The sequence below is a fragment of the Romboutsia sp. genome (assembly GCF_056995035.1).
Genome location: NZ_JBXKIW010000064.1, coordinates 1 through 15,419 on the forward strand (window position 1 = coordinate 1; position 15,419 = coordinate 15,419).

Consider the following 15,419-nt stretch of genomic DNA (forward strand, 5'->3'; position numbering starts at 1 on the left):
GATATATTAAAAAAAGAACAATAGTACTTACTATAGAGTACCAAAGAACTAAATTACCAATAAGCCCTTGGGGCAAATGTCTCGTTATAATAATTTTACCGAAATAGCTATATAAAATAATTGTGTATACTAAAAGCAATGGAAGAATAATAAACTGTAGTAAAACACTCAATACTTTAGGATAGCTTTCAAAAGAAGCTTCCTCTATTTTTCTTGGTACATCAGCTAAGAAAAATGCTGGAGCAAAAATTCCTCCTACTATAAACGCCATATCAGCAAACAATTTACTAGATATCTCTGCATTAAAAAGTAAGTTTATAGTTGCTAGTATAGCAACAAGACCTACATAAAGAATTGCAGAATATAAATATGTAATAATGAATCTTGTGCATAATTTAATTACATAAAGCTCATAATTTTTCTTTCTCCCAAAATAAGGTATAATACTAAAAAGTAAATAAAGAGCAATTGTATAGGTCACATACCTTGTCATTGACACCATTTCTACATTTCTTAAAAACAATAGATAATAGACAACTAAAAGAATTGCCATACCTACATATGCTAAAATTCGAGTGCGTTTTTTAATATTTGTACTTCCTTCGAAAAAAACATCTAAAGACAGGCTTAATGGAATACCAAGAGCTAGTACCATAGCTACTCGAGAATATATTTCTATTACCTCTTCTTCTCTAAAATCCAAGTGATTGATAAAAATAAGGATTCCCACTACTAAAGTTGCAAATAATAGTGGTATAGGGAAACGCTTAAAACTATAAGATAGTTTATTGGCTACATTCTTAAGTCGTGCAGTAACATTCATATTTATCGCTCCTTTTTGTTTTAAATTTTTCATAAAAATCTCCTTCTGTATATTTAAGTTAATGGCTATGTTTTAGAATATTGTTGAAATTAAATCAATCTATAATAGGCATTGAGATTTACGTTTAAATTTCAATGCCTACACTAATTTATTGCTTAATGTTTTTATATATTCTAGATTCAATTTTTTTATGTGAAAATGAAATAAGAATTGTTATAAAAACAATATATTCACCAGTTATTATCTCTGTAACCAACAGTACTCCTATTATAAGGTAAAAAATACCCATTATCAAATCTAATAATCTTTGAGATTTAATATATTTATCTAGCACAGTCTTATCTTTAATATTCATTTTCATTGCTCTTTTAGGTGTGTCATAGATGGCTAAAAAGATCATCCCTATGCCTAAAAAAATTATAATTAAACTTAATATTTTTATAATCATATTATTCTCCCCTTTTAACTTTATATGATTTTAATATAATTTCCATATCTATTCACCTCACTATTTTTTAATTTAAAATTTAACTGGCCTTTTATACATAGCTATATATTACCCTAAATTTACATTATTTCCAATAAATTACTTAATTTATAATATAATATCTATTTCTACTAATTCTGTAATTAATCTGTTACTATAAATAATATATCCTTTTGATATACTATTTATATAATTGACTTAGGGGGATAATTAATATGTTTGATAACTTTTTAGATAAATACGGTAAGGATCGAATTTTTAAGATTATATTCATCTTAGCTATATTAGTTAATATAATCGTAGTTATATTTTTAGGTAATAATGAGAAAATCTTTGTAAATACTGGTGAAAAATTTAAATTTCACGGTATAAACAATAATGTAGCTACTATCAAAGATAGTACTGGAAATTTACTTAAAGTTAAAGAAATAAAAAATGATTCAATTAATGAGGATGATACTCTTTCTTATATATATGATAGTGTTGATTTTAGTAGTTTTGAGATTTCCTATAAGAATAATGTTATGTTTTATGATAACTCTCAACTTGCAAATGACAAAGTAACTTTAACATTGTCAAACGAAAAAAGTTATACTTATGATAGTTATGATATAAGCAACTCTTCTAGTAATAATCCTAGTATTGATACAGAAGTTAACCTTATCTGTAAGTCTGTAGATATGTATAAAAAGAATCCTAGTGTTTTTGATTATGCTCCTCTATTAATACTTTTTGCTTGTTTAATTTACTTAGGATGTATTCTTATCATATATCCTGAAGAAGCTTGGGAGTTTCAACATGCACTTCATGTTAAGGGTGGAGAACCTACTAATTATGCAATTATTTCTAGTAGAATTGAAGGTGTAATAATTGTAATTGCTCCTACATTTATATTCTTATACAACTACACAACTTTTTAATAATAGATTTTTAATAATATGTATATAAAAAAAATAATGGTCTATACTTTTAATATAAATTTAAGTACAATTTTTAAGGATATTCTTAATGATATACTTAAGGATACTGTACTTATTTCTCCTTTCAAAAGGCGAGTGCCCCACTGACACTCGCCTTTTTGTTTTATATTTAATTTTTTATTTTATTCCAAAATAATTATGTAATAATTTAATATTCTTATCCATATCTGCATTTATAACCCACATACCATTTGAAATTTCGCTCTTAAAAGTTCCCTCTTGTGGAATCCTATATTGATTTATCTCAAATTCATCGTCATATAAAATTCTACTTGATATATTTTTAATGTATTCCATAGATAGATTTGTATTAACTTGACCCATTATCTCCATTCCTATTTCAAATTTCTTTTCTGAAGTTTGATCTTGAACTTTACTTATAAGTTGCATTAAAACTTTTCTTTGTCTTTGAGTTCTTTCATAATCTCCATTACCTTCTTTTCTAATTCTAGAATATGCAACAGTTTGACGTCCATTTAAAGTTTTAAGTCCATAACCTTTTATATAGTCAGTTCCTTTGGGTAACCCTTCAATATTATTTATCTCAACTAAATTATTGTTTATTTGATTAGCTTCATAGTCTTTAATCTCTATATCTACACCACAAATAATATCAATAGCTTTTGCTAAACTAAAAAAATCTACTGCTACATATTTGTCTATATTTAAGTCAAAATTTGAATTTATAGTTTTTAATGCTAACGGTGCACCTCCATAAGCATATGCATGGTTTAACTTTTCACTCCCATATCCTTCTATATCAACTAAAGTATCTCTTAATATAGATACTACTTTAATCTTTTTCTCTTCAAAGTTTATATTTGCAATGATTATAGAGTCTGAACGAGTTTTTTCATTTTCACTTCTTCTATCTAGCCCAAACAATGCAATATTTATATATTTTTCATTTTTTATGATTTCTTCTATGTTCTCTGTTTTTGTATATACTTTTTCACTGTTTTGCGATTTATTTATTAATATTCCTAGTAAACCTATAGGCATTAAAAATATTATTAATACTAAAAACGTAATTCCTATTTTAGAAAACTTCATATATTTACTTCCTTTCAATATCTTGTGTATATCATATTTATTTTAGATTATATCCCATTTATAATAATAACATAAATACCCCCTAACTAATCGTTAAGGGGTGGCTGTATCTAAATTTATTATATACAGTTATTTTTTACTCTACAATGTCAACTACAAAATCATAAAATTGCTTTATAACCCAGCTATATTTCATACTTTCTTCACTAATCCAATTATCATATCTTATAGATGTTTGATTAGCACCACCTGGCTGAAAAACATTAGCTATACAGCCAACTTTTACTTTATTTTCACTAGATATAGTCCAGTTGTACTTATGCCTATCATTAATTTTTTCTACATATTTATCTACATTTTCTAATAAATCACTATAAACAACTTTAGCTCCTTCTAATAAAAAGTTCTCTAATGTTCCTTTAGAATTATTATCTGGAAAAAAATAATGATATAAACTTATAATCTCCCCTCTTATCCTGCAATCTCCCCTTATAAAGTCTTTTTTATGAACTACCATGTCTTTATTATATTTCTTAAACTTCTCTTCAAAAGAATGTTTAGCAAGATTTTGATCTGCATCAAATATTGCACAGACACCATTAATTTGTTTTAGTTCACCTTTACTCATATTACTAAGATACAAATCTATATCTTTTATAATGTTAGTTGCTCCGTTTGAAGAAACTATAACTACGCATAAATTATTTTTCAAAAAATAAGCTGGCATAGGTATATGTCTATCTAATCTATCATTTATAAAAGGATAACTTCTAGGAACTCTAGATTTCCACATATCTGGCAATTGATTTACAGCCCTGGCTTCTAAAAAACCCCTTAACAATAAAACTCTAGCCACACAATTCACATCATGTAAACCTTCTACAAAGAATATAAAACTTCTCACTATCTCACATCCTGACCTAGTAAAGTTCTTATATCCTTTAACTTATTACCAGAAAATTTAGTCCCATAAATTTTTTCATCATATATTTCTATTCTAAAACAAGATAATGAATCTGTTTGTTTTCCCACACCCATTATCATGCCGTCTATAGCTTCTAAACTATGTGTAGTACAAATAAGTTGAACTTCAAACTCTTTACAAGCTTCTATAAACCATTTAAAAACATCATTTATCATATTTTTGTGTATAGCTGTTTCTATTTCATCTACTAAAAGTATGCCTTGTTTTGCACTAATTACAGCTGAGGCTAATGTAAGGACTTTTTTTATACTGTCTCCAAAACTAAACAAAGGCATAAGTCCATATTTTTTATGCTTTATATAAGTTGTCATTGGATTATCTTTATTATTAGTTGATAAAATTTTAAAATCTAATATATTGGAGTCAAACATTTGTAGTAGCTTTATTATTTTATCTTTTTCACTTTCTTTTATATTTTCTATGGTTTTATTAATAAGTCCATCCTTAAAGTGATCATAAGGAGTTATATATATAATTTTTATAATATCATAACTACTATTGTCTTTAATAACTTGATTTTCTTTAAAAGTCATATCTTTATTTATTAGTTTTTCATTATCTAGTTTTATACTTATTGTTCCCCTGAACATTTTTTCAATTAAATTACCATCTATTTTTAACTCTCTAGCTAATCCGTTAATTATTGAATCTATTTGTATATTTTTTGATATATATTGTTCTTTAGGAAAAATTTCTAAAAATAGTTCAAATTTTGATGGGTAACTACTATCACTTCTAGATATATGTTTTAACATAGTTTTTATGCTGTCTTGACTTTGTAAAAGTGATATCGCTTCTAATACAGATGTTTTTCCACTATTATTTTCACCAACTATTATATTTACATTTGATAAATCATTTAACTCTAGATTTTCTATACCTTTGAAATGTCTTATATTTAAATAACTTAAATAATTCATATTATCACTTCTTTCCTCGTTATATAGTTAATTATATAATTGAGAAGTCATTAATATAACTTTTCTTTATCCTTTAAATAGTTTTTAATCATATATGTTTGTCAAATCTATTTTTTATTTTCTATTTATGGTAAGCTTATTTAGAGGTGAATATAATGAAGAAAACTGTAAAAGTTGTAGCAGCAATTGTCGAAAATGAAAATAAAGAAATATTATGCGCTTTAAGATCTCCTGATATGGTCCTTCCTAACTTATGGGAACTACCTGGTGGTAAGGTTGAGGAAAATGAGGAATTATTTGATGCTATAGAAAGAGAAATTAAAGAAGAACTTGATTGTGATGTTAAAGCAATTGAAGTGTTTAATGATAATACTCATGAATATGAAAAAATTATAGTTAATCTTATATCTATTAAGTGTAGGTTGGTAAATGGAACTCCTAAGGCTAGTGAGCATTCTAAATTAGTTTATTTACAAAGAGAAAATCTACATTCTTTAAAATGGGCTCCTGCTGATATATGTGCAGTGGAACAATTAATAAATGAAAAATAATTTCAAAAAATAATGTATGATTATTTAAACAATGGGTATAATTTACATATACTCATTACTTAACCTTTATTTTTTTTATCCACTAAAAAGACAGGTATCGGAACCTGTCTTTTTTAGTATTCTATAAATTAATAGAAGTTCTTCTTATTCCTAAAGTTATAAACCTTCATTATTTTTCGAATTATTTTTTTCTTGTTCTTTATTTGGTTTCTCTTGTCTTGGTTCTTGTTGTTGTTTTCCCTGCTCTTTATTTGGTTTCTCTTGTCTTGGTTGCTCTTGTTGTTTTTCTTGTTCTTTCTTTGATTCTTCTTGTGTTGGTTGCTCTTGTTGTTTTTCTTGTTCTTTCTTTGGTTTCTCTTTCTTTGGTTCTTCTTGTTGTTTTTCTTGTTCTTTATTTGGTTTCTCTTTCTTTGGTTCTTCTTGTTGTTTTTCTTGTTCTTTCTTTGGTTTCTCTTTCTTTGGTTCTTCTTGTTGTTTTTCTTGTTCTTTCTTTGGTTCTTCTTGTCTCTGTTGCTGTTGTTGTTTTTCTTGCTCTTTCTTTGGTTTCTCTTGTCTTTGTTGCTGTTGTTTCTCTTGCTCTTTCTTTGGTTCTTCTTGGCTTGGTTGCTGTTGCTCTTGTTCTTTGTTTGGTTCCTCTTGGTCTTCTTTATCTTGATTTTCGTCTACATTTTCTTTACCTGAATATTCTTTTACTACCTCTTTATGTTGTGCTTTTGCTTCTATCATATTTTCTTTTGACGAGTTATAATCATTTAGCTTTAATTGATAATCTTCCTCAGCTTTTTTTATTGCTTCTTCATCACCTGTTTTAGATGCTTTTTTTAATTGTATTTTTGCCATATTTAATGCTTTCTTTTGTGCATTAAACACGTGTCTTTTTTTAACTAAATTTGCAACAGCTTCTTTCTTATCCATTTGCATTTCAATAACTTGTTCTAATTTTACTTTAGCTTCATCACTAACTGTGTCTTGTAATTGATCTAGTACTTCAATAGATTCTTCTTGTTGTTGAGTTAATTGTTCCTTTAATTTTTCAATTTCATCTTCTTCTTTCTCAATAGCAGCTAATTCCTCATCAGTAAGTTCTACTGTTTCATCTACAAGCACACCTTTATCATCTGATTTTTGAGCCTCTTCTATAATATTATCTACTACTTCAACAGCTTCATTCATATTCTCTTCGTATTCTACGAGAGCTTCTTCAACTAAATCTTGTTTCCCTTCTTCAGACATAACTTCACTTTCGCCAAGTCTTTCCTTTGCAATATCTGTTAAGACTTCCACTTGCTTTTCTTCATCAGATGTCAATGCTACTGATGCTTCATCAATTAGCTTGTCCACAGGATATAACATACTATCTGGAGTGATTCCTGCTTCTTCTTTAAATGATATCATTTTCCCTTCAGCTAAAACCGGAGTCGAGATGTTTAATGTTACAAATATACCAGTTAATAGTATACTTAATTTTTTCATACGTACTTCCTCCTAATATAAATTTAGTAATTTGATGACTTATATTAATTGTTATACGTAACATGTTTGTTTAACTTAATAAAAATCTCAAAAATAATTATATGTAATTATTACCTTAAATATAATGTATACAACCGCCTTATTATATTACAAAAGACTAGGTTTTCACTAGTCTTTGTAACATATATACTTAACAGATTTTGTAATTATGAATTATAGTTTATATTTTAAACTTCCATCATTTTTTATCATAAAATATTCTGTACCCTCATATTTCATATAAAATATCCAATTACCAACAACATGTATATGCCAAGATGAATCATCAGATAATTTTACTTTATCTGTTCCATCTATTTTCATTTTGTATAATTTACATATACTCATTACTTAACTTTTATGTTTTTTATCAACTAAAAAGGCAGGTATCGGAACCTGCCTCTTTTAGTATTCTATAAATTAATAAAAGTTTTTCTTATTCCTAAAGTTATAAATCTTCATTATTTTTCGGAATTATTTTTTTCTTGTTCTTTATTTGGTTTCTCTTGTTTTGGTTGCTCTTGTTGTTTTTCTTTCTCTTTCTTTGGTTCTTCTTGTCTTGGTTGCTCTTGTTGCTTTTCTTGCTCTTTCTTTGGTTCTTCTTGTCTTGGTTGCTGTTGTTGTTTTTCTTGCTCTTTCTTTGGTTCTTCTTGTCTTAGTTGCTGTTGTTGTTTTTCTTGCTCTTTCTTTGGTTCTTCTTGTGATTGCTGTTGTTCTTGTTCTTTCTTTGGTTCCTCTTGGTCTTCTTTATCTTGATTTTCGTCTACATTTTCTTTACCTGAATATTTTTTTACTACCTCTTCATGTTGTGCTTTTGCTTCTATCATATTTTCTTTTGACGAGTTATAATCATTTAACTTTAATTGATACTCTTCTTCAGCTTTAATTATCGCTTCTTCATCACCTGTTTTAGATGCTTTTTTAAGTTGTACTTTTGCCATATTTAATGCTTTCTTTTGTGCATTAAATTCATGTCTTTTTTTAACTAAATTTGCAACAACTTCTTTCTTAGCCATTTGCATTTCAATAACTTGTTCTAATTTTACTTTAGCTTCATCACTAACTGTGTCTTGTAATTGATCTAGTACTTCAATAGATTCTTCTTGTTGGTGAGTTAATTGTTCCTTGAATTTTTCAATTTCATCTTCTTCTTTCTCAATAGCAGCTAATTCCTCATCATTAAGTTCTATTGTTTCATCTACAAGCACATCTTTATCATCTGATTTTTGAGCCTCTTCTATAATATTATCTACTACTTCAACAGCTTCATTCATATTCTCTTCGTATTCTACGAGAGCTTCTTCAACTAAATCTTGTTTCCCTTCTTCAGCCATAACTTCACTTTCGCCAAGTCTTTCCTTTGCAATATCTGTTAAGACTTCCACTTGCTTTTCTTCATCAGATGTCAATGCTACTGATGCTTCATCAATTAACTTGTCCACAGGATATAACATACTATCTGGAGTGATTCCTGCTTCTTTCTCAAATGATATTGTATTTTCTGCAGCCGAAACTGGAGTGGAAATACTTAATGTTACAAATATCCCTGTTAATAATTTACTTAATTTTTTCATAATTACTTCCTCCTAATATAAATTTAGTAATAAAAATAATAATTGTTTTTGGCAAAATATTATTTTTATTACATTCTATATTAATTTAATACGTAGTATTTTTACTAAATCTGACAAAATCCACTAAAAAAGTTATATTTAATGTTGCTCAAATTTAGTGGTTGAAATTATAAAAAGCCATAAATATAAAGAACTGATAATTTAGTTCCTTGCATTTACAGCTTTTATAAAATCTCTTTTAATAATATATAGTACTCCTAATAATCTTAGCACAATCTTTAGATTTATTGAAAATATTTAAATTTTTAACATCGTCATCTATCTCTCTAGTGAACACAAATAAATCACCTTTATAAATATCTATCTCTGAATCTAATTTTATTGTTATTTCTCCACTTACACAGTATAAAACATCTGCTATATGATTATATATTTGTTGTTTATTTATAAGTTTTATTTTTTTCAAACTATCACTCTTAACTCGTATGTACTCTAAGTCACCAGTACACTCCTTATTCATCATAAGGTTAAAATCGGTCACTTTTCCATAACTTTTAGTTGTCCAATTTCCACTAAAACTGTCTATATCAAACTCATTTAATTCAGTAATATATTTACCTTCATGTTCTAAAGTCAGCTTTCCATCTAAAATCATTATCTTTCTATCTATTCCTGGTAAATGAGTAAATGTAGATTCTTCTATATCAACTCTAGCCGAACTAAGTCTCCACGTAAAATCAAGTTCACTATATATAGATTCCTGTGGGTATATATATAATTGAGTTGTAGTTCCTCCAGACCATTCACTTATTTTATGTTCTTGATTTCTTATAACTTTTATATTACATGCCATATAAATTCCCCCCTTATCTCTATAAAAACAAAGTTTATATTAGAATATATCCTCATTGTTAATTTAAATTCCTTTTAACTAAATTTATAAAAATAATTTAAATTAAATAAAAAGTCTGCTGTCACTGTTATAAAGCTTAGAACTAATCTTGATTATGTCAAAAAAACCTCATACCTATAGGTTCTGTAAAATAAAGTTTATATTATTATTTAATTTATTACTGCTCATTAATATTTATATCTCCAAACTATCCACTGCTAATCTAGGCATAAAAAATACTACTACTCTCTCGCTTTTAGGAATAGTATTTTTCTTAATATTCTTTTTTATTTTTAGAGTTTAAATGTCCCTTATTAGTTTATCTATATACTATGAATATATATCTGAAAATTCAATATGAATTTTATCTATATTACATTGCGGTATGAATTCTTCTATGTAAGATTCATCCTCCTCTTTTGAAACCAGTTTAACAGGTATTTCAATGATAAATTCTGTTCCTTCTCCACATTTACTTTTGACACAAATGTTACCATTATGCATTTCAACTAAAGACTTAACCAATGACAAACCTATTCCGCTTCCCTCATTTTTTCTAATATATAATGGATCTATCTGTCTAAACCTTTCAAATATTATTTCCTGTTTGTCTTCTGAAATTCCTATACCTGTATCCTTTACAGATATTAAAATACTTTCTTTTTTATCGTATATATTAACTTCTATTTTATCATTTGGTTCTGTAAACTTAACTGCATTTGAAATAAGATTTAATATAATTCTTTCCATTTGATCTAGATCAAATGCCAAAATCTTTTCTTCTATTTCTGTATCAAATATAATTTCTCTTGATTTACTTTCCACATAATCAACAGTTGATAATGTTATGTTTTCAATAACTTCTACAATATTTTTATTTTGTAAATTTAAATTTTTGAATCCTGAATCAATCCTTGTAGTGTCAATTAAATTATTTACCAGTCTTAATAATCTATAAGAGTTTTGATTAACTACATTTATATGTTTATTTAATTTCTTACTATCTAACTCATCTTTATTACTATATAAAGACAACATCTGCATTGTAGAAAAAATAATATTTAAAGGTGTTTTTAATTCATGAGATATATTTGAAAAAAATTCAGTTTTTAATTTATCATATTCAAGGGTTTCTTCTAATAATCTTTTATTTTCTTTTATAAGAGTATTAAAACTATTTGATAAAACTCCTATTTCATCATTACTCTTTATATTAGATTTAACTGTAAGATCTCCTTTTGCAGCTACTTCCATATATTCTTTTAATTTATTAATAGGTTTAACACATGCATTTGTTAGAAAATATAATACTCCTCCTATTATAATTACTATTATAATAGATGTAATTAAAACATATAATTTTAACATTTCTATACTTTTAGTCATCTCATCATAATTAGCAGACATACCTATAGACCATCCCGTAGATTTAACCGGCTTAAATGAAACTAATTTTTTTTCACCATTATAGGAATAATATCTAGTTCCTTCTTCACCTCTTATCATTCTTTTAATAATATTTTTTAAATCCTTATTGGCACTTTTGAATAAATCATCCTCAGTTGGATGTGCTACTGTTGCTCCATATAAATCAAACATATAGGCATATCCATAATTTCCAAATTTCTCATCATTGATAATATCTGTGATAACAGATAAATTTATTGTTCCTGCTACTAATCCAATAATCTTACTCTCATTATCTCTTATAGGGGCTGAAACTACAATAATAGGATTTCCTGTAGATTTAGATATCTTACGCTCCGATATAACAGTTTGTCCTTCTAGGGCTTTATGAAAATACTCTCTATCAGAAATATTACCTGATACTCCATTTGTTGATTTATAATTACCTTCTATATCAGATATTAAAACTACTTCATAATCCTTAAAAAACTTCCTATGATCCTTCACATACTTGAATATCACATTATAATCTAAATTTTGTGCCGCTTGTGTTGTGGATATCATTTCCATTTCCTCTTTCCACAGCTCAAATTTATTTTCAGTATTTACTACTAATTTCTCCACTTTCTCTTCAGTTACTGTTTCAACATGATTAATAATTATTTCTTTAGAGAAAGTATATCCTATTAATGCTAAAGATAATAATCCTATACTAGCTACTAATATTACAGGCAGAATAATTTTTTTCTTCAAACTTTTCATATTTTACCCCTTCCCAAATTAAAAAATTATTTATTACATTCATCCCCTTATGAATTTCCGTTTTATATTTTCAACATATTTTAATGTGATTTGACATATGTTGATATATTTCAATGTAATTTCATTATAGTTTATTTTCAATATTCTGTAAATAAAATATGTAACTATCTGGTAGAGAATCTGTAACTATAATTTCAGTAGCTATATTAGGTGCATTGGAAGCTTCATCTATTTGCAAAAGTTCCTCAACTCGTATTAATTCGACTTTACATTTATACCTTTATGCACACCTATTCATCACATATCAATTATTTATAATTTTTCAAAGTGCTTATTTTAATAATCAATTAAAGTTATATACTGATAAATATTTAAATACAAAAAAGGCTGCTATTAAACAGCCTTTAATCTTACTTAGCAAGTGCTTTACATTACCTCAATTTAAACTTGCTAATAGTTCTTGTACTTAACATGGTATGATAGGCCTATTTCAATCATTTGACTCATTCTTGCACATAAGTCTATACTTCTCCATTGTTTCACTAAATATATCAGCTATAGGTGGTGGCGTATATGTTATCGCATTAGCCCCAGCCTCTATTGTTTCAATAATAGTCTCATCAGTCGGTCCTCCTGTTGCCATAATAGGAAATTCCGGGAATTTTTCTCTTATTTTTTTCACTATGTATGCAGTTTTTTTTGCACCTGAAACATTCAGTATTGTTGCCCCCGCATTAATTCTAGCCTCTATATCCTCATACTCTGAAACAACAGTAACTATAATAGGTATATCGATAGTATCTCTCATATGCCTTATAACTTCATTTGATGTAGGGCTATTGACAACAACTCCCATTGCGCCCTTAAACTCAGCATCTAAAGCTAAGTTTACCACTCTCTTTCCCATTGTAGTTCCGCCTCCAACACCACAGAAAACAGGCACATCTGCCGCCGATACTAAAGCTTCAGTTATGAGTGGCTGAGGCGTAAAAGGATATACAGCAATTATTGCATCTGCATTATTATTTCTAATAATAGCTACATCAGTTGTAAAAATAAAGGACTTTAATCTCTTTCCAAATATTTTTATACCACTTGCTTTTCTTATTACATGTGGCATCTCAATTATATGGCTTCTAAGCATTCCTTTTATCTCTGGCACATACCTACTCATTCCTTCTCCTCCTCATATAAAATGTCATTAATTCAATATACTTGATGCTATAAATAAGATTATACAATAATATATGATGATTAAAAAGACTAATTTTTTGATTATAAAGTAACTAATCCTCTTACCTAAACAGATCTTTACTATCAACTTTTCCTTTAAGCAATTTCTTATCTTCTAACCACTTAACATTCTTACTCCAATTCTCTTCATCTTGGCTTAAGAATTTACCACTCTCATTCTCCATAAGAGGCATTAATATTTCTAAACTCTTTTTTTCTGTTTTTGGGTCAAGTGGAAAGTTTTCATTTTGAGCCTTTAACACTAAATCTAAAGCTTTATCAGGATTATTTTGAGTATATTCAAATCCTTTTTTAGCTGCATCTAAGAAAGCTTGTATAGTCTCATTATTATTCTTAATTGCATCATCACTAGCAATAAATGCTAATTCATAATTGTTAGGTACTCCAAAGTCCGCTGGATTAAAAGTATCTAATTCAATTCCTTCTTTTTCTAGTAATATCTTTTCATGATTGATATATCCGCCTATGATTCCATCAACTCTTTTAGTTTGTATAGCAGCCATTAATTCGTAACCTACATCTACAAACTCTATCTTTGAAGGATCTCCTCCATCTTCACTAACCATTGTTTCCACTGTTTTCTTATCAATATCAAAAGATGGATACCCTATTTTTTTACCTTCTAAATCTTTTAATGTTTTAACTCCTGAGTCCTTACGAATCATAAGTTGATTTAATGAACTTCTAACTATTGCTCCAACTGACTTAACAGGAATATTTTCACTTCTAGCTAAAATAATTTGTTTTGGATAACTTATAGCTAAATCAGCTTTATTTGCCGCTACTAATTTAATTCCATCCTCTGTACCTGATGGTGTAATTAAATTAACTTTTAGCCCTGCTTCTTCAAAATAACCTTGTTCTTCTGCAGCATATAGGAATGAATGAACTGCATTTGGATACCAATCTAAAAGAACATTAACTTCTTTTAATTCTTTAGTAGCAGCTTTTTCTTCTTCCTTATTAGTATTATTAGAACATCCACTTAAAACTAAACTAAATATCATAACAATTACTAATAACATACTAACCTTTTTTGATTTCATAATTATCCTCCTTTATTCCTCTTCTGTATTTTAATAAAATCTTTTCTAGTAAAAATCCTATTGAGAATAGGGCTAATCCTAAAAACGATAGAACTAACACTCCTGCAAAAACTGAGTCTGATTGTAGCATCCCTGATGCTCTCTTTATATATATACCCAATCCCTTTTCCGCTCCTAACCACTCTCCTATGGTAGCTCCTGCAACACTATAGGTAGCAGCTATTTTGAAGCTACTTAAAAAGTTAGGTAGTACAGAATTCATATGTAGTTTGAAAAATATCTGAAATTTACTTCCTCCTAAGGCTTTTAAAACATCCTCTAAATCTTTATCTACACTATTTAACCCATCTAAGGTACTTATAACTATAGGAAAAAAACAGAACAACACTACCACTGCTACCTTTGACCATATTGAGTATCCAAACCACATAACCATAATAGGAGATAGGGCAATGGTCGGAATTGTTTGAGAAAATATTATAATTGGATATAATGTTTTTCCTACATTCCTCCAAAGATATATAGAAAGTGCACAAGATATACCTATTGCTACAGATATACTAAGTCCTAGTATTGCTTCCCATAAGGTTATTAAAGAATGATTATATAGAAGTTCCTTTTGGGTCCATAAAGCCTTCAGGACTTCAGAAAATCTAGGTAGAATATACTTTGGAACTTTGAAATATGGTATCAAAAACTCCCAAGCTAAAAATATAAATATTAAGAATGTTAGAGGGAATATATAATCTTTAAATTTCTTCATTATAACCTTCCCCCTTTATTTTCTTCTATCACATCAAGAATATTTAGAATAACTCTTTTTAACTCTATAAATTCACTAGAAAGTGTTGTTTCATAGTTTCTAGGTCTTTTGAAGTTAACATCTATAGACTTCAAATTTTTATATGGAAGTTCAGTACAAATGAGTATTCTATCAGATAAAAGTAAAGCCTCATCAATATCATGAGTTATCATAAATACAGTATTTTTTTGCTTTTGGCAAAGCTCTAATAGCCATGCTTGCATCTTTCTTCTAGTTAATGCATCTAAAGAAGAAAATGGCTCATCTAATAAAATTATTGAAGGATTATTTACTATAGCCCTTAAAAAGGAAGCTCTTTGTCTCATACCACCTGATAGTTCATGAGGGTAAAGCTTTTCAGTACCTTTAAG

16 protein-coding genes are annotated in these 15,419 nt (G+C 27.7%); 2 read left to right on the forward strand and 14 right to left on the reverse strand.

Annotation, left to right across the window (positions count from 1 at the left end; genetic code table 11):
* Both AC11VW_RS10075 and AC11VW_RS10080 read right to left on the reverse strand, forming a co-directional pair.
* Positions 1-856 (reverse strand): DUF4153 domain-containing protein (locus AC11VW_RS10075; RefSeq protein ID WP_484301285.1); only part of this gene is annotated, 856 nt, incomplete at its 3' end.
* 115 nt (positions 857-971) lie between these two features.
* Positions 972-1,271: a hypothetical protein gene (locus AC11VW_RS10080; protein WP_484301286.1), complete on the reverse strand. Its 300-nt coding sequence runs from the start codon at positions 1,269-1,271 to the stop codon at positions 972-974.
* Positions 1,272-1,525: 254 nt separating this feature from the next.
* On the opposite strand from AC11VW_RS10080, the gene AC11VW_RS10085 reads away from it, so the two are divergent.
* Positions 1,526-2,230, forward strand: coding sequence for a DUF6199 family natural product biosynthesis protein (locus AC11VW_RS10085; protein WP_484301287.1), 705 nt, complete (start codon positions 1,526-1,528; stop codon positions 2,228-2,230).
* A gap of 177 nt (positions 2,231-2,407) precedes the next feature.
* Here AC11VW_RS10085 and AC11VW_RS10090 read toward each other — a convergent pair whose 3' ends face one another.
* The 3 genes from AC11VW_RS10090 to AC11VW_RS10100 form a co-directional block, all read right to left on the reverse strand.
* Positions 2,408-3,343: an LCP family protein gene (locus AC11VW_RS10090; protein ID WP_484301288.1), complete on the reverse strand. Its 936-nt coding sequence runs from the start codon at positions 3,341-3,343 to the stop codon at positions 2,408-2,410.
* Between the two features lie 136 nt (positions 3,344-3,479).
* The gene (locus AC11VW_RS10095; RefSeq protein WP_484301289.1) at positions 3,480-4,247 is read right to left on the reverse strand and encodes a DUF3226 domain-containing protein; all 768 of its coding nucleotides are present in this window, start codon (positions 4,245-4,247) and stop codon (positions 3,480-3,482) included.
* The gene (locus tag AC11VW_RS10100) at positions 4,247-5,248 is read right to left on the reverse strand and encodes an AAA family ATPase (protein ID WP_484301290.1); all 1,002 of its coding nucleotides are present in this window, start codon (positions 5,246-5,248) and stop codon (positions 4,247-4,249) included. Before AC11VW_RS10100 ends, AC11VW_RS10095 begins: the two co-directional genes overlap by 1 nt.
* Positions 5,249-5,403: 155 nt before the next feature.
* Between AC11VW_RS10100 and AC11VW_RS10105 the strand changes: the two genes are divergently transcribed.
* The gene (locus tag AC11VW_RS10105) at positions 5,404-5,799 is read left to right on the forward strand and encodes a (deoxy)nucleoside triphosphate pyrophosphohydrolase (protein WP_484301291.1); all 396 of its coding nucleotides are present in this window, start codon (positions 5,404-5,406) and stop codon (positions 5,797-5,799) included.
* Between the two features lie 156 nt (positions 5,800-5,955).
* On the opposite strand, the gene AC11VW_RS10110 is transcribed toward AC11VW_RS10105, so the two are convergent.
* The 9 genes from AC11VW_RS10110 to AC11VW_RS10150 form a co-directional block, all read right to left on the reverse strand.
* Positions 5,956-7,272 carry a DUF5667 domain-containing protein gene (locus AC11VW_RS10110; protein WP_484301292.1) on the reverse strand — a complete coding sequence of 439 codons (1,317 nt, stop codon included), beginning with the start codon at positions 7,270-7,272 and terminating at the stop codon, positions 5,956-5,958.
* 213 nt (positions 7,273-7,485) lie between these two features.
* Entirely contained in the window at positions 7,486-7,659 is a 174-nt protein-coding gene (locus tag AC11VW_RS10115; protein WP_484301293.1) for a DUF5050 domain-containing protein, read from the reverse strand.
* Positions 7,660-7,772: 113 nt separating this feature from the next.
* Positions 7,773-8,885 carry a DUF5667 domain-containing protein gene (locus AC11VW_RS10120; protein ID WP_484301294.1) on the reverse strand — a complete coding sequence of 371 codons (1,113 nt, stop codon included), beginning with the start codon at positions 8,883-8,885 and terminating at the stop codon, positions 7,773-7,775.
* 238 nt (positions 8,886-9,123) lie between these two features.
* A complete protein-coding gene (locus AC11VW_RS10125; RefSeq protein ID WP_484301295.1) occupies positions 9,124-9,738 on the reverse strand; it encodes a HutD/Ves family protein in 615 nt (204 codons plus the stop codon).
* Positions 9,739-10,107: 369 nt separating this feature from the next.
* On the reverse strand, positions 10,108-11,946 hold the full coding sequence (locus AC11VW_RS10130; RefSeq protein ID WP_484301296.1) for a sensor histidine kinase: 1,839 nt from the start codon (positions 11,944-11,946) through the stop codon (positions 10,108-10,110).
* A gap of 490 nt (positions 11,947-12,436) precedes the next feature.
* Positions 12,437-13,120: a hydrolase gene (locus AC11VW_RS10135; RefSeq protein WP_484301297.1), complete on the reverse strand. Its 684-nt coding sequence runs from the start codon at positions 13,118-13,120 to the stop codon at positions 12,437-12,439.
* A gap of 121 nt (positions 13,121-13,241) precedes the next feature.
* A complete protein-coding gene (locus AC11VW_RS10140; RefSeq protein ID WP_484301298.1) occupies positions 13,242-14,246 on the reverse strand; it encodes an ABC transporter substrate-binding protein in 1,005 nt (334 codons plus the stop codon).
* Entirely contained in the window at positions 14,227-15,009 is a 783-nt protein-coding gene (locus AC11VW_RS10145) for an ABC transporter permease (protein WP_484301299.1), read from the reverse strand. Before AC11VW_RS10145 ends, AC11VW_RS10140 begins: the two co-directional genes overlap by 20 nt.
* Positions 15,009-15,419: ATP-binding cassette domain-containing protein (locus AC11VW_RS10150; protein WP_484301300.1), on the reverse strand; the 411-nt coding region annotated here is incomplete at its 5' end. The genes AC11VW_RS10150 and AC11VW_RS10145, both read right to left, overlap by 1 nt.

Coding starts and splice junctions, on each gene's coding strand:
- AC11VW_RS10140 (WP_484301298.1), bottom strand. CDS start 14,246: ATGAAATCAAAAAAGGTTAGTATGTTATTAGTAATTGTTATGATATTT.
- AC11VW_RS10115 (WP_484301293.1), bottom strand. CDS start 7,659: ATGAGTATATGTAAATTATACAAAATGAAAATAGATGGAACAGATAAA.
- AC11VW_RS10120 (WP_484301294.1), bottom strand. CDS start 8,885: ATGAAAAAATTAAGTAAATTATTAACAGGGATATTTGTAACATTAAGT.
- AC11VW_RS10145 (WP_484301299.1), bottom strand. CDS start 15,009: ATGAAGAAATTTAAAGATTATATATTCCCTCTAACATTCTTAATATTT.
- AC11VW_RS10130 (WP_484301296.1), bottom strand. CDS start 11,946: ATGAAAAGTTTGAAGAAAAAAATTATTCTGCCTGTAATATTAGTAGCT.
- AC11VW_RS10105 (WP_484301291.1), top strand. CDS start 5,404: ATGAAGAAAACTGTAAAAGTTGTAGCAGCAATTGTCGAAAATGAAAAT.
- AC11VW_RS10135 (WP_484301297.1), bottom strand. CDS start 13,120: ATGAGTAGGTATGTGCCAGAGATAAAAGGAATGCTTAGAAGCCATATA.
- AC11VW_RS10085 (WP_484301287.1), top strand. CDS start 1,526: ATGTTTGATAACTTTTTAGATAAATACGGTAAGGATCGAATTTTTAAG.
- AC11VW_RS10110 (WP_484301292.1), bottom strand. CDS start 7,272: ATGAAAAAATTAAGTATACTATTAACTGGTATATTTGTAACATTAAAC.
- AC11VW_RS10125 (WP_484301295.1), bottom strand. CDS start 9,738: ATGGCATGTAATATAAAAGTTATAAGAAATCAAGAACATAAAATAAGT.
- AC11VW_RS10100 (WP_484301290.1), bottom strand. CDS start 5,248: ATGAATTATTTAAGTTATTTAAATATAAGACATTTCAAAGGTATAGAA.
- AC11VW_RS10090 (WP_484301288.1), bottom strand. CDS start 3,343: ATGAAGTTTTCTAAAATAGGAATTACGTTTTTAGTATTAATAATATTT.
- AC11VW_RS10080 (WP_484301286.1), bottom strand. CDS start 1,271: ATGATTATAAAAATATTAAGTTTAATTATAATTTTTTTAGGCATAGGG.